Origin of the sequence: Kaistella gelatinilytica, from assembly GCF_015679325.1 — a bacterium.
In the GTDB taxonomy this organism is placed as follows: Bacteria; Bacteroidota; Bacteroidia; order Flavobacteriales; family Weeksellaceae; genus Kaistella; species Kaistella gelatinilytica.
On the sequence record NZ_JADPVI010000002.1, the window covers coordinates 338,182 to 358,913 of the forward strand.

Below are 20,732 nucleotides of genomic sequence, written 5' to 3' on the forward strand. Positions count from 1 at the left end.
CTAGTATTTTATTGTTTTTAAAAAATTCAGTAATATTAAAGCTATTTTTCTGGAAAATCGATATTGTATGATTTCGACGATTGTCTTGTTAATTTCGTTTTGGTAGTCTTCTGCAATTGTTGACGGCTCTAAGTTTACAGAAGGTCCTAAATAATTTGCTTTCCACAGCTTGCTCGACTTCGTTACATTTTCGAATAATTCGAAATTTCTCTTATAATCAATACTTTTTTGAGCAAATATTTTATCCGCATTTATAAGATGATTATAATGGTTCTGATGTAATACTGATAAATTATCTTCAATTTTCATCACGATTCCTTTCTGCTTAATTCTGTATATAAATTCGTTATCATCAACACCAATACCTAAGGCATATCTCTCATCAAATCCACCTAAATCATATAAGTCCTCTTTGGTAATACAACAACAAAAATGGTAAAAAACAGGATGATGCTCAGAATGATTATACCAACCTAATTCCCCATCCATTTTGAAGCGAAAATTATTCTGCTCCATTATATTTTTCAGTTTATTTCTATCTGAGATAATTTCCTCGACAATTTCTGTATTAGTCTTATCTAATGAAAAACAAGCAAAAGAAATATATTTATTTTTTACAAGATTTTTTTCTGTGTAATTTAAAATATTATCAACATGAAGACATTCAGGATTTTGAATGATAATCTTATCACCTTTCGCAGCGGCAAAGCCAATATTAAAAGGAATACAAGAGTTTTTGTACCATTTTTTTGAGGGTTCAAGATAAATAACCCTTAGAAATGGATAAATTTCTTGTAAATCTTCCAGGCGTTCATTCTCATCACTTCCATCATCTACAGCGATAACCTCGAAATTTCCAGTAAAATTTTGATTTACAATGCTGTTCAAAGTATTAATAAAAAGTTTCTTTCTATTATAATATGCAGTGACAATTGAAATCATGTTAATTTTTTTTATAATGTTTCAAAAATGCATTTATATCAAAAAAGTAACGTTCTACATTCTTCAAATTTTCATTATCAAAGTCCCACCATTTTAAAATTTCAAGCTTTTCAATGTCCTCTTTTTCAAAGCGGTATTTAATGACCTTTGCTGGAACTCCACCAACAATTGAAAAATTTTCAACATCCTTTGTAACAACTGCACCTGCTGCAATAATAACTCCATTACCAATTTTAACACCGTCTAAAATGAAGCAGTTAGCTCCAATCCAGACATCATTACCAATAACAACAGGTAATCTCTCTTGAATTTTATTTATTTCAGAAAAAGTATTTCCTGTTGCGTGAGATTTTGAATAAAATAAAGGTGAAGTTGAAATTCCGTCTGTTGGATGTATCCCCCAACCTGAAATAAAATTTGGACCAATTGAACAAAATTTTCCAATTTCCGTAAAAGAAATTTTAGAATTTGCTGAAATGGAAGTATAATCGCCAATTTTAGAATCCACTAGAGAGAAAATCTCGCCAATATATGCTTTTGGTGATATTACGGAATTATGTTTAATATTTCTAACTGAATTCCAAACAATATTATTATCAACAACATTGCTTAATTCAGGTACAATTTTAAAAAGTATATTACGTAAATAAAATTTTAATCGATCCATCTATAATTTCCTAAAACAGTACCATGATTAAATTCTCCATATCCCATCATTGGAGATGAATCATCAAGAATTTCAAAAGAACATACGTTCTCAATTAATTCAATAATTCTATTTTTTCTCACATGTAATAATAAATTTAAAGAATAATTACCATTTCTCAAAAAGTGTCTATTAATTTGCAATTTAAAAACATTTGCATCAGTATTTAAATTTCTTTCAACTGAAAAAACCTTCTGTTCCAATGAGTTATTAATCGTGATATAACAAGATGAATTGATAGAAAATTTATTTAATCCAACTTCAATTTCAATAAAAATTTCTTCAGAGGTTTTAAACTTACTAACATTATTTCCAAGTTGATTCATTAAAATAACTTTTTTAAAATAACTTTCATTGTTATTCTTGCTGGGAGCATTATAATAAGATTGCTGAATTTCTCGCGTTTTTAAATATTGATTCATTCCTTCATTTACTGATCCAGAAAAATTTATTTCTCCATTTTTTAGATATATAATACTGCTACATAACTCCTGTATTGAACCCATATTATGACTTACAAACAAAACGGTTCTTCCTTCTCCTTTAGAGACATCGCTCATCTTTCCCAAACACTTTTTCTGGAACTCGGCGTCCCCTACCGCAAGAACCTCATCTACAATCAAAATTTCCGATTCTAAATGTGCCGCAACGGCAAAAGCCAACCGTACATACATACCAGAAGAATAGCGTTTTACAGGGGTATCAATATATCTTTCTACGCCTGCAAAATCAACGATCTCATCAAACTTTCTTTTAATTTCCTGGCGGCGCATTCCTAAGATGGCCCCATTCAAATAGATATTTTCGCGACCTGTCATTTCTGGGTTAAAACCTGTTCCAACTTCCAGCAGAGAAGCAATACGCCCCTGAACTTCAAAATGTCCCGTCGTTGGTTTCGTAACACGGCTAAGTAATTTTAAGAGCGTAGATTTTCCCGCACCGTTTCGGCCAATAATACCAACAGCGTCGCCTTTTTCAATTTCGAAATTAATGTCTTTTAAAGACCACACATATTCGCTCTCTCCTTTACTACTGCGGTCATTACTGTCTCCAATTTTTAAAAAAGGATCTTCTTTTCCCCGCATTTTTGCCCAAAAACGATTGAGATCATGCATCAATGTTCCGGTTCCTACTTCACCGAGGCGGTATTGTTTGGAGATGTTTTCGGCGATGATGGCGGTATTGGGATTCAAAAGGGAGCGGTATTAGAGGTTGGGTGATCTTTAATGGGTATCATTTAATAATTACAGGCAAATATAAAAATTCAAATCTGATAAACCATTACAATTTTGGTCATGGTCCTAAGATGATTACCGTTTTCTACAGAAAAATGAGAAACGTCCACAATTGCGTTCAAGACCGACCGATGTTTTTAATTTCTAACAATCAAATTCCCTCCTTTTTTTTATGCTGAGTGCCATACTGAGCTTGCCGAAGTACCTGTCGAAGTAAGAGTTGGCGAAAAAGAAATTCGATTTTTGATTTCACCCTTTCAGGGCTACCCAATTACTGGATCATTCTTAATTCATAGGACTGCATCCTATGCTGTTGATGACGACCCTTTCAGGGCTGTTAAAATCACTCTCTTTTCTATAAAAATAAATTCCCACCCTTTTTTATGCTGAGTGCCATACTGAGCTTGCCGAACTACCTGTCGAAGCATGGGCCGAGGCAAATAATTTCATTTCCCACAAAAGAGGTCACTCCTACGGAGCTCAATTTTATGAATTGCGGTACCAATTCTACAAATAGTACACTTCTACGAAGTGGTCATAAAAACGGCGAAGAGGTTTCATTTAAATGCAAATTTTATATAAACAAAACTCAAATACTCAAACACTCAAGAACCCAACACCGCCCTCCATTGGGCTCTTGTTACTTTTTACCTGGCTCTTTTACACCGTATCCATAAAACTTTTTTCTACCTTATTGAAGATAACCGTTCCTATAATGAGAAGGACCGTGATAACAATGCTGCTCCATACAATACTCATCAGATGAAAACTTCCGGAACCCAAAAAGGCATACCGAAAACATTCAAAAATAGAGGACAATGGATTCAAATAGACGAGAAAACGAAACTTTTCCGGGAGTGCAGAAATGGGATAAACGACAGGCGTGATATACATAAAGAGCTGTATGCCAAAAGTTAAGAGAAAGGTTAAATCTTTGTATTTGGTAGTTAAAGAGGAGAAGATCATGCCCATTCCCAAAGCAAACATCGCCATTAATAAGATTAGAACGGGGGTGAAAAGAATCCACCAGTTAGGCTGTACGGTGTTCGTGAAAATGACATAATACAAAAGGATAATAATGAATATCCCCAGCTGTACAGCAAATTTCATCAAAGAAGACGCAACGATAGAAAGCGGCATGATCAAACGCGGAAAATATACTTTTCCAAACATTCCGGCATTGGCGGTGAAGACACTGGAGGTTTTCGTTAAGCTTTCGGAGAAGTAATTCCAGACCGTAATTCCGGAAAGGTAAAATAAAACCTGCGGAACCCCATCCGTAGATAATTTGGCAATACTTCCGAAGAGGATCATATAGATCACCGTCGTCATCAAAGGCTGTACAATAAACCAGAGGGGTCCGAGAACGGTTTGTTTATAGAAGGTAATAAAATCCTTCTTCACCAGCATAAGCAAGAGATCGCGGTAATCCCAGACTTCTTTTAAGTTGAGAGAAAAGACGGATTGTTTGGAGTTGATGAAATAGGTTGGTTGTTGTTCTTTGGTCATAGGATAAGGGGGTGAGAGCTAACAGGTGTTGGGTGGTAATAAAAAATAAAAACTTATTTCCTTACTACTGATTACTTGGTGCTTAAAAGCTTAGAGTCTCGCATCGGCATTTTGAAGCATTCCTTTAACATCATACACAATGGCAATTTCTTTTTTAAGGGATTCCAGATCTAATTCGAGAAACTGATCATGCGCCACTGCAAGTACGATAGCGTCGAACTTCGGCGGTTGTGAACTTGTGAACTTATGAACTCGTGAGTCTACCGGTTCTTCTCGTTCAGGTGTATTCTCATTCATGTGTTCGTTTAATTCCGTAAGAGAATCAAGACCATATTCTTGTTTGATATCCGCAGGATTCGCCCAGGGATCGTAAATGGTGACTTTGATGTCGTAATCTTCTAAACTCCGGATGACATCCACCACTTTGGTATTCCGAATGTCGGGACAGTTTTCTTTAAAGGTGATGCCAAGCATTAAAATACTAGCTCCATTCACCTGGATTCCTTTTTTGATCATGAGTTTCACCACACGGGAAGCAATAAAAGATCCCATGGAATCATTAAGACGTCGCGCGGCCAAAATCAACTCTGAATAATAGCCGATCTCCTGCGCTTTCTGCGCCAGATAGAAAGGATCTACGCCAATACAGTGTCCACCCACCAGTCCTGGTTTAAAGGGAAGGAAGTTCCATTTTGTACCCGCAGCTTTCAGAACTTCATGCGTATCAATATCCATGAGGGAGAATATCTTTGCCAGCTCATTAACAAAGGCGATATTGATATCCCGTTGTGCATTTTCGATGACTTTGGAAGCTTCAGCAACTTTAATGGTAGGTGCCATATGCGTTCCGGCTAAAATAATGGAGCGATACAGATCATCTACAATTTTACCCACTTCAGGAGTGGATCCTGAAGTTACTTTCATAATTTTCTCCACCGTTTTTTCCCGATCACCAGGATTGATCCGTTCCGGAGAATATCCGGCAAAAAAATCTTTGTTAAAGGTTAATCCCGAACTTTCTGCTAAAATAGGTACACATTCTTCTTCTGTGACGCCGGGGTAAACCGTCGATTCATAAATGACAATGTCGCCTTTTTTCAGAACCTTTCCCACGGCCTGTGAGGCTTTTTGTAAGGGGGTCAGATCGGGACGGTTATTTTTGTCAACAGGAGTTGGGACCGTAATAATATAAAAATTACAATCGGCAATATCTTTTAACGTAGACGAGCAAATAAGACCTTTTTCCGCCGCCTTAAAATCAGATACCAGAACCGCCTGCAAAATTTCGTCTTCAACCTCCAGTGTTTTATCAGTTCCGCTGTTAAGCTCAGCAATCCGTTTGGAGTCGATGTCAAAACCTACAACCTGATATTTTGTGGCGAATAAACGCGCTAAAGGAAGACCCACGTAACCAAGACCGATGATTGCTATTTTTTGTTTCATATTTTGTGAACTTGTGAATTTGCGAATTTGCGATTTGTGAAAATGAGACTGGTTCAAAAGTTCACTTGTCTACTCGTTCACAACTTAAATAAATTTCTTCCACCATTTCGGTTTCTCATCATGGGTATAGGAATAATAACCATATCCATATTTTTTACCATATTTCGTATTTTCAGGTTTCACACTGTTGAGCACGAAGGCCATATTTTCGATCTGATTTTCGATCTGGAAGCCGGCTGCAAAATCGATCATCCCTTTTTCAGTGAATTCTGAGCGTACAACGTAGATCAAAACATCGGCTTTATCAACCAACTGCAGCGTATCACTCACCAGCATTACGGGCGCAGAATCTAAAACGATATAATCATATTTAGTTTTCAGATAGGTGATCATGTCAGCAAATTTTGGCATGTCTAGAAGATCATTCGGATTCGGCGCGATCTGACCACTGAAGAGCACATCTAGATTTTCATTCACACGGCTATTGATAATATAAGAATCCGGAACGGTTTGATCGGAAACCAGATAATCTGTTAAACCGATATTTTTCCCTTTTACAAAACGGTGCAGCTGTGGATTTCGAATATCCGCTCCAATGATGAGTACCTTATTTTTTCCGGCTAAAGTGAGCGCAGTGTTAATAGAGATCGTCGTTTTTCCCTCTCCTTTAATGGAAGAAGTGACCAGAATGACATCACCTTGCGCCGTTTTTTTTGCTTTTAATAAGTATTTTAAATTGGAACTCAGAATTCGGAAGGATTCGGCAAAAGTGGAGAAATCGTTCGGATGTACGATCTCGTTCTCCTCATGTTTTTCCGGGACTTCTGCTATAACTGATGCCGACGATGGCATAAGCGCGAGAATATGTTCTTTGGTATGCACTTTCGTGTCTAAAGAATTCCAGAGGATAAAGAAGATAAGAGGCAACAGAAACCCTGCGGTCAGAGCACCGTTCATGATCCTGTTAATATTGGGCTGCACAATACCTGTCGTGTAGGCAGGATTGATAACTTTTGCTTTCGGTGCCGTCACGGCCAAAGTGATGGCATTTTCTTCTCTTTTCTGAAGCAGGTAAAGATAAAGCTGCTCCTTTAGGGTTTGCTGTCGGTCAATGCTTCTGAACATTTTTTCCTGCGTGGGAAACTTGCTGATATTTCCTTTCGCAAGATTGAGCTGCGCATTGGCTTGTGCAATTTGGAGCTGCAAATTTTCGCGGGATTCGATCAAGTTTTTGCGAAGTAAATTTTTGATGACCGAAATCTGTTTATTCATTTCGATAACTGCCGGATTTTCCCCCGTAGCCTGCTTAAGCACGCGGTTGCGCGTCAGTAAAAGGGCATTGTATTCTGTAATATTATTTTCTGCACCCGATGTTAAGCCCATACCTGACGGCAAGAGTTGTTCACCTGCACTTGCGGCCAGAACTGAATTAACCAGATCCAACTGCATTTTCTGTGTCAAAATGATTTTGGTATTCTCCTCGGCTTTGGTTACAGCCATACCACCCTGTGCTTCAAGATTCGTGATCTGGTTCGTCTGTTTAAACCGTTCCTTTTCCCCCTCAATTCCGGACAGATCATTCGTAATCACCTCTAATCGTTCGTTAATGAAGTCCTGAGTATTTTGCGCTTCCTGATTTTTATCGTTGACGCCATCGATAATATATTCTTTCGCCAGTTCATTGAGAATATCTTCCGACTTTTTCGGGATAGGACCAACCATGGTGACATCCATAAGTAGACCTTTATTTTCCGGTAAGCTCACCGAAATTCTGCTTTCCAAATTCGCAACAGCGTTTTTCATACTTCGGAACACTACTTTGATAGGGTCTGCCAAATTCACCCCCGGTTGCGCATCGATCTGCACGATACCAAAAGGAAATTGAGCCGGTCTGCCAAAACGATACTGCGTACTCGATCCTTCCAGTTTATAGGAATTTTTTCCTACCGGAATGATGGTATAAGTGGCGGAAGAAAATTGATCAGGCTGATCAACTTTGATTATTTTACCTGTTAACGGACTGTCTTTATACAGTTCCACTTCGATGATCTTGCCCAGACTGAAAAAACTGACGCCTAAATTGAGGTTTTTCGCTACCGATTCTAAGATTGGCTTCGAAACGATAATGGTGGTTTCTCCCTGCAGTTCATTATCACCACTAACCCCCATTCCCAAATTTTTTAGATCACTGAGCGCCGCCGAACCATTTCCTTTTGATTCTCGCAGTTTGAGTGAAGTTTTTGAACTGTATTGGGACTGGGTATATTTAAGATAGATCTTAGCTCCACCATAAAAAAGGGCGAGACTGAGCAAAAACCAGGGCCATTTCTTTAGATATTTCCCGATCTCTTTTTTAATATTAACCGTCTTCGTTCGTTTCTGCGACGTAGAATTTTCCAGCAGTTCCATCAATTCTTATTTTCGGGTTAATGTTAAGATCAAAGTGAGTAATCCCAAACCAATACCGCCATACCTGATCCAGTTATCAACACTAGAACTCGTATTCACAGAAACCTGCTTATTGCGGTCTGGCTCTACATAGAGAATGTCATTTTGCTGAAGATAATAGTAAGGCGAGTTCACAATGGAGGCTTCTGAAAGATCAAGGGAAATCACTTTATCCTTACCTTCTTCCTCGGAATATCGGATCAGTTTCACGTTGGTTTTATTACCCTCATACTTAATATCTCCTGATAAAGCAATGGCCTGTAAAATATTGAGTTTTTCAGATGGACTGGTTTTCTGACCGGGGCCTCCTACTTCTCCCAAAACACTGAAATTAAAGTTGGATAAAGTAATGGTGACCATCGGATCGGTCAAATATCTTTTCAAACGGCTTTCCAGATCTGCTTTGAGCTGCTGCTTGGTCATGCCTTTGCAGTAAACGGACCCTAAAACGGGGAATATGATTTGCCCCTCGGAAGTAACGATATATTCGGAAGGCGTAGATGAAGCGCTACCACCTGTACCGGATCCTGCACTACCCGTACTTGCCATAGTAGAAATATTAAAAGGTTTAACTGCAATATCATCAAATGCGGAAACTAAAATCTGCAGTTTATCGCCCTCCTGAATGTGAAGTCCTGCATATTTCGCCTGAGAAACCTCCTGTTCAAAGTTATTATTAGATAGATAAATAATATTTTTCTTCGGCTTACAGGAGAATAACAGAAAGATTGTAATGATAGCACTAAATACCGGAAAGTATTTTTTCATTGATTATTTTTAAGACTACAAAAGTAAAGATATTTTAGGTGGACGTAATCTTAACTCTATTTCATTTCTACCACCAGTTTTCATTAATGTAATAATTAAGTCCCACCGCTAAAAGACGGTTGTAGGTAAAATTATTATTGTTATTTGGATACACCTTGCTGAAGCCCTGATCGTACCGGATAAATGTTTCCAGTTTTAGACTTAGCTTTAAACCGACCCCAAATGACACGCCATAACCGAATTTACTCAATTTATCATCTAAATTATATTGATAATACGCCAGGTCATACGCCGGATCAACTTTTCTTTTTTCTCTTACCAGATATTCGATTCTGGGTCCCACAAAAAGATAAACATCTCTTTTCATATTTCCCTGGTGGAAAAAGTACCGCAGATAAACTTGCATGGCCACATAATCATGATCAAATTCCTGAATCCCAAATCGGTCTTCCTCAGCTTTTGCGATTTCTCCCTGCATACTGTACTCGATTTGTGGCATAATATAAAGCCACGCAGAGTCAAAAACATCATTTTCTACAAGAGACCATTGTGCAAAAATCCCTAAACTCCCGCCATAGGCTCCCTTAGAAACATCATGTACGCCAACGATAGACCCTTTGTGGAAATTGCCGGTTACTCCGTACTTAAAAGTATCCTGTCCGCTCACCATCATCACTAGGAAAAAGGCGATGAGTATATTAAGTTTCTTCATTGATTGATCAATATGGCTATTAGTTAGATAAAATATCGGTGCAAATTAATTAAAATTATTCAAATAAAGAGGTAATTTTTTTAATCTCCCTTTAAATATTGCGGAGTTTGCGTAAAATTGATTTAAAAACATTTAAATTAATAATGGTCTCAACCAGTTGGTCAACTTACGAATAGTCTTCCTATGAAAAATTTACATCTTGCAAATTTTAATTACGCCCTTTCAGGGCTCCTTATTTATAAAATGTTCCATTATTCATAGGACTTCATCCTATGCTATTGATTGACGCCCTTTCAGGGCTGTTGAAAACCTCTCCTTTTCTAACAATGACTGTTCTTGAATCAACTTTTCTATAAAAATCAAATTCACTCCTCTTAGGGTCAGGGTAAAAGAATGTGATTTTTATTTTCAAACAACAAACTCAAAAATAATTGCAACACAAAATTTATAAATCGCGTTTTCTGAAAAATTAAATACCGTAATATTTAAGATCGGAGAAAAGGGGATAGATGCTTTTTTGATTTCGCCCTTTCAGGGCTCCTCAATTACCAAATTCTTCTTAATTCACAGGACTTCATCCTATGCTATAGCTCGCCGGCCTTTCAGGACTACTGAAATCCGCATCTTCTCTAGTAATGACCGTTCCTGAATCAAATTTTCTGAAAAAATCAAATTTACTCCCTTTAGGGACGGGGTAAAAGAATTTAATTTTTTTCCCTGGCTCTTTTTACTTTTTCCCTGGCTCTTCCCTTCTTCCATCTTCCATCTTCCAAAACCCCTCACTCTTCTTCCCTCTCTTTAATAATCTCCGTGATCTCTTCATATTCAAACCCTTTCCCCAACAGATATTTGATCGTTTTTGATTTTTTCTGATAAACCTGCAGTCCTTTTATTTTCGAATAGTAATCCTCATAGAGTTTGGCTAAGATTTTATGGTAATCTTCGTCCTCAATTTCGTCGAAGCAACTGTTGATCAATTTCTCCGGAACGCCTTTAAATTTAAGATGATTTCGGATTTTATTGCGCCCCCAGGATTTCATGTAAAATTTTCCCCTGATATAACTTCGCGTAAAACGTTCCTCACTCAAATAATTTTCTTTCATCAAATAAAGAAGAATCTCCTCTTTCGCTTCGGGAATCAAGAGAAAATCCCACATCTTCTGCTCTACTTCCTGATGACAGCGGTCCTGATAAACACAGTAGTTGACCATTTTCTGTTTAATTTCGAGGAAAGTGTAGGATTTTTTTTCCATTGATTAGTTGATTAGTTGATTAGTTGATTAGTTGATTAGTTGATTAGTTGATTAGTTGATTAGTTGATTAGTTGTCAAAATTAAAAAAAATCAGCTGAATGACTCGACTGATTTTTTTTAGTTGGTGTAAAAGTTTCTGGGAAAGAAATCCCTGTCTTTAATTAATTCAATTCGTTCATTTTTTAATTTTACCTTCAAACAAAAGCAAAAAAAAGTCAACATTGGATTTATTTGTCTCAAAAAAAATCAAATTTACTCCTGTTTAGGGCCGGGGAAAAAGAGTTTGATTTTTCTTCAAAACCCGATAAGTAAATTTCAAAATAATATCTTGCTTGACAAATATTATTTTTCTAGCGTTTTATCACTTTTTTAAAGTTCGTGAATTAAGCTTTAAATCTTCAGCTTTGAGTAAAATCGTTGTTAATAATTTAACGATGAAATTATAATACTACAAATAATATAACGCTCAAAACAGTTAATGTAAATAGGATAATATAGCGTAAAGTTAAATATAGACGATCCATTACCCAACATCAAGCTTTCACCTAGTAATTAAACAAAGCCTTCCCTTCCATCATTTGATTCACTTTCGTGCGCACCTCAGCGATTTTGCGGTCATCATTAATATTCATTACAACATCATTGATCAAACCGGCTAAAACTTCCATATCGGCTTCTTTTAAACCTCTGGTGGTGATGGCGGCAGTTCCCAATCGGATTCCGGATGTTGTAAAGGCTGATTTATCATCGAACGGAACCATATTTTTATTACACGTGATGTCGGCTTTAACCAGAGCTTTTTCGGTTTCTTTACCATTCACATTTTTATTGCGAAGATCGACAAGCATCAAGTGATTATCAGTCCCACCACTTACGATATCGAATCCGTTGGTGATCATGGCTTTTGCTAAAGCGCGTGCATTGGCAACAACCTGTTTCGCATAAACTTCAAATTTGGGATCAATGGCTTCGGCAAATGCGACGGCTTTTCCTGCGATCACATGCTCTAACGGACCTCCCTGAATTCCTGGGAATACAGAACTGTCCAGAACCTGACTCATCATTTTGATGTCGCCTTTTGGAGTTTTATGTCCGTATGTATTTTCGAAATCTTTGCCCATCATGATCAATCCACCTCTTGGACCGCGCAAAGTTTTGTGCGTCGTGGTCGTAACAACGTGACAGTGTTCGAAAGGAGAACTCAATAATCCTTTTGCGATTAATCCAGCCGGGTGTGCAATATCTGCCCATAATGTAGCGCCAACTTCATCTGCAACTTCACGGAATTTTTTGAAATCTAAATCTCTGGAATAGGCAGAATAACCTGCGATCAACATTTTCGGTTTAACTTCTAAAGCTTTCTGACGCATTGCTTCATAATCGATCAACCCAGATTCTCTTTCCACTCCATAAAAATTCGCACTGTATTGAATTCCGGAAAAATTAACGAATGAACCGTGGGTCAAATGACCACCCATGGATAAATCGAGTCCTAAAATTTTATCGCCTGGTTTCAAAATAGAAAGGTAGACCGCAGCATTGGCTTGAGAACCCGAATGGGGCTGAACATTGGCATAATTGACTTCAAAAAGTTCTTTTGCTCTTTCGATGGCCAGAGTTTCCACTTCATCTACCACTTCGCAACCACCGTAATATCTCTTGCCGGGATAACCTTCTGCATATTTATTGGTCAAAACACTCCCGACTGCTTTCATCACATTGTCTGAAACAAAATTTTCAGAAGCGATAAGTTCAACGCCGTGAGTTTGTCTTTGTCTTTCCTGTTCGATAAGGTCAAAAATTGGATCCATATTGTATAATTGATGTTTTATTTTAAATTCTTTAATGAAGATTCAAATTTATGGAAATTTTCGGGAAGATTTTAGAGGCAGGTTGAAAATGTTGGATGTTGTATAATTGAGGTTGGAAGGTGAACGATGATGCTATAGCCAAATTTTATCAATTGCCAAGGATTGGATCAATTATTTTGATTCGGTGCGTTTAAATCTAATCATTGCGATCGGAAAATTCCCGCAAATCGTTTTCCGCTAAATAATTCTTCTAAGAACTACATTTTAAGACTTTCGTGATTTTACATCTTGCATTTTCCTTAATTTTGCGCAATAATGCAGAGCATGAAAATAGGAGATTTGGTTTCTGTTATTGACGATCAACTGAAAGGAAAAATCGTAGGAATAAATAATAAAAAAGTGGTCATTCAAGATGAACACGGTTTTGAATATGAATACAATGCATCGGAATTAGTTCTGCAGGAAGCAGCAATTTATGACCAGATGAAAACCATCCAGAAAAAAGAAGTTTCAAAACCGATTTCTAAAAAACACGATAAAAAGCCTTTCGTTCTGGATCTCCATTTTGAAAACTTAGTCAAAAATACCGGCAACTACGATTCCTTCGAAAGACTGTTCCTCCAAAAAGAAAAACTCCTTCAAACTTTAGACTATTGCCGTAAAAATTATCTAAAAAAACTGGAGATCATCCACGGAATTGGTGATGGTGTTTTACAGCAAATGGTATTGGATGTTTTAGAAAGCCAGACCAATCTGGAGTTTCATAACAAAGAAATACTGCACCATCAATCGGGTACAGTATTGGTTTATTTTCGTTAAAGTTAGGGTTACACGTTGGGTTGCGAGATCCGGGTTTCGTGGTTCATGGTTCATGGTACGTATTTCGACGTCCGCGTCATTGCGAGGAGGGACGACGAAGCAACCCTTATCGACAAATCATCACGCTATCTTCCCTCTCCCATCTTCTTTCACGCTCTCTAGCTTTCCACAAATTTGAAAGCGGTCGCATAAAATTTTCCTTTTTTGATCTCTCCGCTTACAACTGCTTTTTTGATCATTTTGCAATAACCGTCATCTGCGTGAGCATCACCAAAAACTTTTTTATCCATTCCTTCTACAGGGTAAAGATTGCCCTCGATTTTTACAAATACGGCGCAACCTTTTTCAGATTTCACTTTGAACTGACACATTCCGCAAGCGGCGTCGACAGTTTGCTTTTCAATTTTCTGAGCAAAAATAGTTACCGAAAACATCAGTAAAAAAACAAAAAATACTTTTTTCATAAGCTATAAATTTGAATAATAATTTAAAATTGATCTTCTTTTAGTCCTTGGTAAAGATAGCAATTACCTTTTGAAGGAGGGAATGATTTTGCTCATAACGATCTAAAATTCAGAAAATTTCAAAAGCCGATTAATTTTAATAAATTTGCGCTCGTAAAGCATGGAACAACTCAAATTACTTTTTACCAAAGACGGTATTCAAAATCAAATCTCAAGAAACAAAATTGTTTCCGCCGAAAATTCTTTTTTTAGAGAGGAAGAATCCCCTGAAAATTTCCTGTCCGAAAAATTGCAGGGAATTTTGGCGCAGAAAAATTTCAAAGAAATTACCGTGATCTCTGCGCTGAATCATTTTACTTTAATGCCGGAAGGTTTTTCCCAGCATGATCTGGGATTTGATCTGATTGCTTTTAATGCGCCTGTTGATCAGGAAAAAGAAGAATTGATGCTGTCTGTAAACAAGAAATTTGGCGTTCAGTTTTATTACACTTTTCCGAAATCGGCTTATGATCAAATTAAAGGTTTGGCGATTCCGACGAAGTTTAATTTTTCGGGCGAACAATTCCTGAATAATATTTCTGTAAAAAATAAAAAAGAGATCCACATTAATCTCTATCATCATCAATGTGAATTTTTTGCTTTTGACCAGAGAAAAGTGATTCTTTATAACAATTTGGACGTGACTTCGGAAGTTGATTTTTTATATTTCATCATGTTTACCTTAAGCAAGATCGGTTTTGGAACGGACGAAACCCAATTTTTTGTCTATGGCGAAACAACAGAAAATGAAACTTTTATTTCAGAATTAAAGAAGTTTGTGAAGAATCTGAAGATCGTTTTTGATAATATTCCGCAGAAGAACTTTATTTTAACTGCGAGATGATGTGTGCTGGATGATGGATGATGGGTGACAATTTCGGAATAGTAAATGTGATTTTGTAATTTTATTAAAAATACAAGATGAGTTTCAAATTTGAAAAATTAATTATTTGGCAAGACTCCATGAGTTTCGCTGAAAAGATTTACCATTGCTCTTCAAAATTTCCGAAAGATGAAGTTTTTAATCTTATTTCACAAATCAGAAGAGCTTCGGATTCTATTTCTCTCAATATCTCAGAAGGCAGCATTTTGCAACGCAATCCTGAGTTTAGAAGGTTTTTAGGATATTCAATACGTTCCATCGCAGAAGTTGTAACCTGCCTTTATAAAGCAAAATACAGAAATTATATCACAGAGGAAACATTTATAGAACTGTATAATGAATCATATAAAATCATGAATCACATTATCGCTTTCAGAAATAAATTAGATTAATAACAAAGTTTCAAACACCCTACACCAAACATCTAACACCCTACATCTAAATGTACAGAATAATCAGTGGCCAATGGAAAGCCAAAAGAATTTCCGCTCCGAAAAATTTCGATGTAAGACCAACAACTGATTTCGCAAAAGAAGCTTTGTTCAGTATTATTGAAAACCGGTACCGACTCGATTTTGCTTCGATTTCTGTGCTCGATTTGTTTGCGGGAATTGGTTCAATTTCTCTGGAATTTGCGTCCAGAGAGTGTAAAGATGTGACTTCGGTGGAAATGAATCCGAAACATTCGGCTTTTATCAATGCTACCGCAACAGAACTGGAAATGGGATCGCAAGTCAATGTGCAGAGAGCTGATGTTTTCGACTATCTAAAGAAAAACAGAAAACGAAAATCTTACGAAATCATCGTTGCCGATCCTCCTTTTGAGACCGAGATCAGCAAGTACAACGAATTGATCTCCCTCGTTTTAAATAATAATTATTTGAAGGAAAATGGCGTATTTATTTTGGAACATCAAAGCCGCACGAAATTGGAACACCCCAATTTAACCGATACGCGAAAATATGGAAATGTGAGTTTCTCTTTCTTTAAACCGAATGAACAGCAACCAGAGACACACAATCCGGAAGAAGACCAAGATTCGACAACCTTATAAACAGAATTTACACAAAGGTAGAAATCTATAGATTTTTCAATTTTTTTTACTTTTTTAAAGTATAATGTTAAACTATTCACCAATCTGCGTTTTGTGACTTTTGTGGTTTAAATGATTGCAAAGGCACTTAAAGCACCTTCATTTCTAAATCAATGCTTTTTCCAAAGAATTTCTTAGATATTTTTTCGAAGTTTTTGGTGATGTCTGACAGATAAAAATGATATTTTGGCTTTGGATTATTATCATTTAAGAGATGGTGTTTTTCCAGGATCATTTTCAGCTGATTCGCCACAATACTCGGCGAATCAATGACGCGAACACGATTTCCGTAATACTGTTTAATTTCATTAATTAGAAGCGGATAATGCGTACACCCCAAAATCAAAGTTTCTATATTCTTTAATTTATTGTTGCTCAAATAATTATAAATAATGGAATGCGTGATCGGATGGTTTCTGAAACCTTCTTCAATAGCAGGAACCAAAAGTGGTGTCGCCAGTTCATCAACCTTGATAAACTTATTGTGTTTGCGAATGGATTTTTTATACAGTCCAGAATTTACTGTGGCTTTCGTCGCTATGACGCCAACATTATTGTGAATCTCATAGGAAACTTTTTCAGCTACCGGATTGATCACATCGATGACGGGAACTTTTTCATTGACGAGTTCTAAAACTTCTTTTAAAGCATTTGCAGTGGCAGAATTACACGCAATAACAATGGCTTTGCAATTTTTTTCCAGCAGAAAACTTGTGATTTTCGTAGAATATCCGACGATGGCTTCTCTCGATTTATCACCATACGGAAGATGTTTGGTATCCCCAAAATAAATGAGATCTTCGTGGGGCAACAATCGTTTGATCTCCTTGGCGACGGTTAACCCACCCACTCCGGAATCAAAAATTCCAATAGGTTGCTTGGCGGAAAGATGGCTGAAATCCTGTTTTTTAGTTTTCAAAGGAAGAAATTTTTACAAAAATACGAATAAAGACTCAAGAATGAGAAGAGCCAGGGAAAAAGTGAAAATACCCAACTAGGGACATGTCGCGACTTGGCCAAATAAATCAGTCAATACCTGAAAATCGCTCCTTAGAAGTGAACTCTTGTAAACATCATCGAACGAAATCGAACTTCGGAGGAGTGACCTCTTTGTCGCCATCATTTCAATTAAACCAAAATCAAACTCCGGAGGAGTGACCTCTTTGTAGCAATCATTTTAATTAAACCAAACTCCGTAGGAGTGACCCGTTAATAGCTATCTGTACCATTACACCATAAACAGATCCGACGCAATTCCATCCGCAAGAAACCAGTGTTTTTCCGGGATCATCAGATGATCATTTTCGATTTTCAACAAGCCGTCTTCCACCTTGTTTTTGATTTCACTTTGAAAATATTCTAAAAGTTCTGCGCTGAATTTCTCCTTTAAAGAAGACAGATCAACCCCCCAAATTGTTCTTAAACCGATCATCAACATTTCATTGAACTGCTCTTTTTCAGATAAAATTTCGGTTTCTTTCGTCAATTTATTTTGATTCAAAGAATTAATATACAATTGATTATTTGCAATATTCCAGCTTCTTTCGTTACGGCCATTATACGAATGTGCTGAAGGTCCGATTCCTAAATATTCCTCATATTTCCAGTACGCAGAATTGTGTTTAGAATGAAAACCGGGCTTTCCAAAGTTCGAGATCTCATAGTGATCAAAACCATGATCTTTCAAGAAATCGGTCATATAAAAGAATTCCTGATGTTGCTCAGCTTCTTGCGGTGCAGCAATTTTACCTTGCGAGATCCAGGTATTTAAAGCTGTCTTTGGCTCCACGGTTAACGCGTAGGAAGAAATATGCGGAACCTGAAGTTCTATCGTTTTCCGAAGATTTTTTTTCCAGATCTCAAAATTAGAAGTCGGCGATCCGTAAATTAAATCGATGCTGATGTTTTCAAAACCAAAATCCTGCGCTCTTTTAATGGAACTTTCAGCTTCACCGGAATTATGGGCGCGATTCATCATTTTCAAATCTTCATCGAAAAAACTCTGCGTTCCTATTGACAAACGGTTAAACGGAGAATGTGATAAGTCTTTCAGAAAATTTTTGTCCAGATCATCGGGATTGGCTTCTAGCGTAATTTCGATATTGGGATCAAAGGAAAAATGTTTTAAAACCTCATCAATAATCGATTGAAGTTCATCTACTTTAAGAATGGAAGGCGTTCCACCACCAAAATAAAGGGATTTTAAATTCTTGCTTTCCAACTCATATTTACGAAGAAAAATTTCTTTTTTTATCGCAGCGATCATCTCTTCTTTATAATTTAAAGAAGTTGAAAAATGGAAGTTACAGTAACTGCATTTTTGCTTGCAGAAAGGAATGTGGAGGTAAATCATTTTTAAGAAGAGCCAAGTATTGTAGGGACAAGTCGCGACTTGTCCAAGAGTCAAAGGATCTGAATGGTGAAGGGTGAATGATGAATTTTTTAATATTTAAAACAACCGATAACTTATCATTTTATCATTAAAAAGCAGCTACTCAAAAACATGCAATTAATAACGGTATCCTCTCGTGTTGATGAAGTTTTCGAATTTGTAACCGACACTGAGCATAAAACTGCTTCCGGCGTACTGTTGAATATCCGAAAGTCCAAAATTGTAACTCGCACCGAAAAAGAAATTACTCACCGTAGCTTTGATGATGGGAGAAATACCCAGATTTTGGCTCCCAAACTGATTGCTTGCAGTTCGCATACTTGCGCCCGCGGAGAAAGAATTCTTATCGGATAAAACAGTTCCCATTAAATTGAAATCCATGATTCGCGAAGAATTGGTGTTGAAATTCATTAAAACAGAGGGCGTCACAAATACATCTTCATTCAGATGTAAATCATAACCGGTATTAATGATAAATTTGGTAGGTTCTGGCTCAATTCCATTAACAATAGGAATATCGTTGGTCAAGGCAATATCATTCACAGAAACTCCTGCAAAAAAGTTTCGGTAGGTGATCGCCAAACCTAAATTAGCGTAAACTAAAAATAAAGAATTGGTATCTGAAGACAGCGTCGGATCTCCCGGATCTTTCGGATTCAGCATCGCCAGATCAATATTCATATTGTAAAAACTCACATTGGTACCAAAGGAAAACTGACTTTTTCGCTCGCCATCATCATCAATAGGAATAAAATAGGAAGCTCCCGCAGAAATTCCGTTGGAAGAAATAGGACCGTTTTGATCCCGGAAAAAAGACAAACCTGCTCCTACCCGATCAAAAACATTAGCATGCATTCCGACAGACTGCACATTCGGAGACTGATCAAACTGCGAAAACTGCTTCTGATAATTCAAATTCAGCACCACATCGTCGGTTTTACCATAAAGCGCAGGGTTGAAAAGGAAGTCGCCTTCAATCAAATATTGTTGGTAGTAAGGCAGTGTTTCCTGGCTTTTGTAGATTCCTAAAAAAACAACCACGAAAATTAACGTATATATTTTTCTCATAATTAATGATGCGTGAATTTGCGCAAATATAAAAAAACTTTTACTGGAATTAAGATTCTATATAATTTCTCCATTTATTTATCGCTTCGTCCATATCTTGCGGCATTGGACTTTCAAAATACATTTCCTCTTTTGTCACGGGATGCACAAATCCTAAAGTGTGTGCATGAAGCGCATGACGCGGTAAAACTTCGAACACATTTTTGATGAACTGCTTGTATTTCGGCATATTGACCCCTTTTAAAATCTGATTTCCTTCATATCTTTCATCATTAAACAAGGTGTGACCAATATGTTTGAAATGCGCGCGGATCTGGTGCGTTCTTCCCGTTTCAAGTTTACATTCGACCCAAGTGATGTATCGAAAACGCTCCAGAACTTTATAATGCGTCACTGCATGTTTTCCTAGATCTCCCTCCGGAAAAACCGCCATCTGCATCCTGTTTTTTAAATGTCTGCCGATATTGCCGGTGATCGTTCCTTCATTTTCTGCCATATTTCCCCAAACAAACGCCCAGTATAATCTTTTCGTTGTTCGGTCAAAAAATTGTTTCGCCAAAAAACTTAGGGCATATTCATTTTTCGCAATGACTAATAAACCGGAAGTATCTTTATCGATCCGATGAACGAGACCGACCCGATCAAGGTCAGATTTCATACCGTTTTTTTCGAAGTGAAAAGCCAGCGCATTGATCAAAGTGCCGTCATAATTCCCGTGACCGGGATGTACAACCATTCCGGCTGCTTTATCTACAACGACCACGTCATCATCTTCATAAACGATATTAATAGGAATATCTTGTGGAATAATAATATTTTCCCGCGGTGGTTTCGTCAGCAGGACCGATATTTCGTCTCCTGGTTTTACACGGTAGTTTTGCTTTACGGGATGCCCGTTCACCACTACATTTCCGGCACGACAGGTTTGGGAAATTTTATTTCTGGAAGAATTTTGACGAAAATTAACCAGAAATTTATCGATCCGCATTTTTTCCTGTCCAGGATCTACTTTAAGCGAAAGATGCTCATAAAGCCCTTCAGATTCAGCATCATTAGACTCCTGATCAATTAATTCTTCGTCGGCAAAATTTTCGCTTTCTTCGATCATTTTATTTTTTGAAAGATAAAGCTCCAACATTTCGGTTGA

General features: G+C 37.1%; 19 protein-coding genes. 4 read left to right on the forward strand and 15 right to left on the reverse strand.

Annotated elements, in window-relative coordinates:
* From IV494_RS08725 to glyA, 10 genes are all read right to left on the reverse strand, one after another.
* Entirely contained in the window at positions 1–942 is a 942-nt protein-coding gene (locus tag IV494_RS08725) for a glycosyltransferase family 2 protein (RefSeq protein ID WP_196079775.1), read from the reverse strand.
* Between the two features lies 1 nt (position 943).
* Entirely contained in the window at positions 944–1,609 is a 666-nt protein-coding gene (locus IV494_RS08730; RefSeq protein ID WP_196079776.1) for a CatB-related O-acetyltransferase, read from the reverse strand.
* On the reverse strand, positions 1,597–2,841 hold the full coding sequence (locus tag IV494_RS08735) for an ABC transporter ATP-binding protein (RefSeq protein ID WP_196079777.1): 1,245 nt from the start codon (positions 2,839–2,841) through the stop codon (positions 1,597–1,599). Before IV494_RS08735 ends, IV494_RS08730 begins: the two co-directional genes overlap by 13 nt.
* Positions 2,842–3,543: 702 nt before the next feature.
* Positions 3,544–4,392, reverse strand: a complete 849-nt coding sequence (locus IV494_RS08740; protein WP_196079778.1) for an ABC transporter permease — start codon at positions 4,390–4,392, stop codon at positions 3,544–3,546.
* A 90-nt stretch (positions 4,393–4,482) separates the two neighbouring features.
* The gene (locus IV494_RS08745; RefSeq protein ID WP_196079779.1) at positions 4,483–5,835 is read right to left on the reverse strand and encodes a nucleotide sugar dehydrogenase; all 1,353 of its coding nucleotides are present in this window, start codon (positions 5,833–5,835) and stop codon (positions 4,483–4,485) included.
* Between the two features lie 84 nt (positions 5,836–5,919).
* Positions 5,920–8,244: a GumC family protein gene (locus IV494_RS08750; protein WP_196079780.1), complete on the reverse strand. Its 2,325-nt coding sequence runs from the start codon at positions 8,242–8,244 to the stop codon at positions 5,920–5,922.
* Positions 8,245–8,250: 6 nt separating this feature from the next.
* Positions 8,251–9,051 carry a polysaccharide biosynthesis/export family protein gene (locus IV494_RS08755; protein ID WP_196079781.1) on the reverse strand — a complete coding sequence of 267 codons (801 nt, stop codon included), beginning with the start codon at positions 9,049–9,051 and terminating at the stop codon, positions 8,251–8,253.
* 67 nt (positions 9,052–9,118) lie between these two features.
* Positions 9,119–9,763 (reverse strand): outer membrane beta-barrel protein, encoded by a 645-nt coding sequence (locus IV494_RS08760; protein ID WP_196079782.1) that lies wholly within the window; start codon positions 9,761–9,763, stop codon positions 9,119–9,121.
* Between the two features lie 779 nt (positions 9,764–10,542).
* Positions 10,543–11,016 (reverse strand): regulatory protein RecX, encoded by a 474-nt coding sequence (locus tag IV494_RS08765; RefSeq protein ID WP_196079783.1) that lies wholly within the window; start codon positions 11,014–11,016, stop codon positions 10,543–10,545.
* A 545-nt stretch (positions 11,017–11,561) separates the two neighbouring features.
* Complete coding sequence (gene glyA / locus IV494_RS08770; protein ID WP_196079784.1) at positions 11,562–12,827, reverse strand: serine hydroxymethyltransferase; 1,266 nt, start codon at positions 12,825–12,827, stop codon at positions 11,562–11,564.
* 324 nt (positions 12,828–13,151) lie between these two features.
* Between glyA and IV494_RS08775 the strand changes: the two genes are divergently transcribed.
* Complete coding sequence (locus tag IV494_RS08775) at positions 13,152–13,646, forward strand: Smr/MutS family protein (protein WP_196079785.1); 495 nt, start codon at positions 13,152–13,154, stop codon at positions 13,644–13,646.
* 158 nt (positions 13,647–13,804) lie between these two features.
* Here the strand turns inward: IV494_RS08775 and IV494_RS08780 are convergent, their stop codons facing one another.
* Complete coding sequence (locus tag IV494_RS08780) at positions 13,805–14,110, reverse strand: DUF6370 family protein (protein WP_230380041.1); 306 nt, start codon at positions 14,108–14,110, stop codon at positions 13,805–13,807.
* Between the two features lie 160 nt (positions 14,111–14,270).
* Between IV494_RS08780 and IV494_RS08785 the strand changes: the two genes are divergently transcribed.
* The 3 genes from IV494_RS08785 (at position 14,271) to IV494_RS08795 (ending at position 16,086) form a co-directional block, all read left to right on the forward strand.
* Positions 14,271–14,993, forward strand: coding sequence for a DUF3822 family protein (locus tag IV494_RS08785; RefSeq protein ID WP_196079786.1), 723 nt, complete (start codon positions 14,271–14,273; stop codon positions 14,991–14,993).
* Between the two features lie 77 nt (positions 14,994–15,070).
* Positions 15,071–15,424 (forward strand): four helix bundle protein, encoded by a 354-nt coding sequence (locus IV494_RS08790; RefSeq protein ID WP_196079787.1) that lies wholly within the window; start codon positions 15,071–15,073, stop codon positions 15,422–15,424.
* A 50-nt stretch (positions 15,425–15,474) separates the two neighbouring features.
* Positions 15,475–16,086 (forward strand): RsmD family RNA methyltransferase, encoded by a 612-nt coding sequence (locus IV494_RS08795; RefSeq protein WP_196079788.1) that lies wholly within the window; start codon positions 15,475–15,477, stop codon positions 16,084–16,086.
* Between the two features lie 127 nt (positions 16,087–16,213).
* Here IV494_RS08795 and murI read toward each other — a convergent pair whose 3' ends face one another.
* From murI to IV494_RS08815, 4 genes are all read right to left on the reverse strand, one after another.
* Positions 16,214–17,044 carry a glutamate racemase gene (murI, locus tag IV494_RS08800; protein ID WP_196079789.1) on the reverse strand — a complete coding sequence of 277 codons (831 nt, stop codon included), beginning with the start codon at positions 17,042–17,044 and terminating at the stop codon, positions 16,214–16,216.
* Positions 17,045–17,353: 309 nt separating this feature from the next.
* Complete coding sequence (gene hemW / locus IV494_RS08805) at positions 17,354–18,478, reverse strand: radical SAM family heme chaperone HemW (protein ID WP_196079790.1); 1,125 nt, start codon at positions 18,476–18,478, stop codon at positions 17,354–17,356.
* Positions 18,479–18,634: 156 nt separating this feature from the next.
* Positions 18,635–19,585, reverse strand: a complete 951-nt coding sequence (locus IV494_RS08810; RefSeq protein WP_196079791.1) for a PorP/SprF family type IX secretion system membrane protein — start codon at positions 19,583–19,585, stop codon at positions 18,635–18,637.
* A gap of 49 nt (positions 19,586–19,634) precedes the next feature.
* Positions 19,635–20,693: an RluA family pseudouridine synthase gene (locus tag IV494_RS08815; protein WP_196079792.1), complete on the reverse strand. Its 1,059-nt coding sequence runs from the start codon at positions 20,691–20,693 to the stop codon at positions 19,635–19,637.
* Positions 20,694–20,732 lie beyond the last annotated feature (39 nt).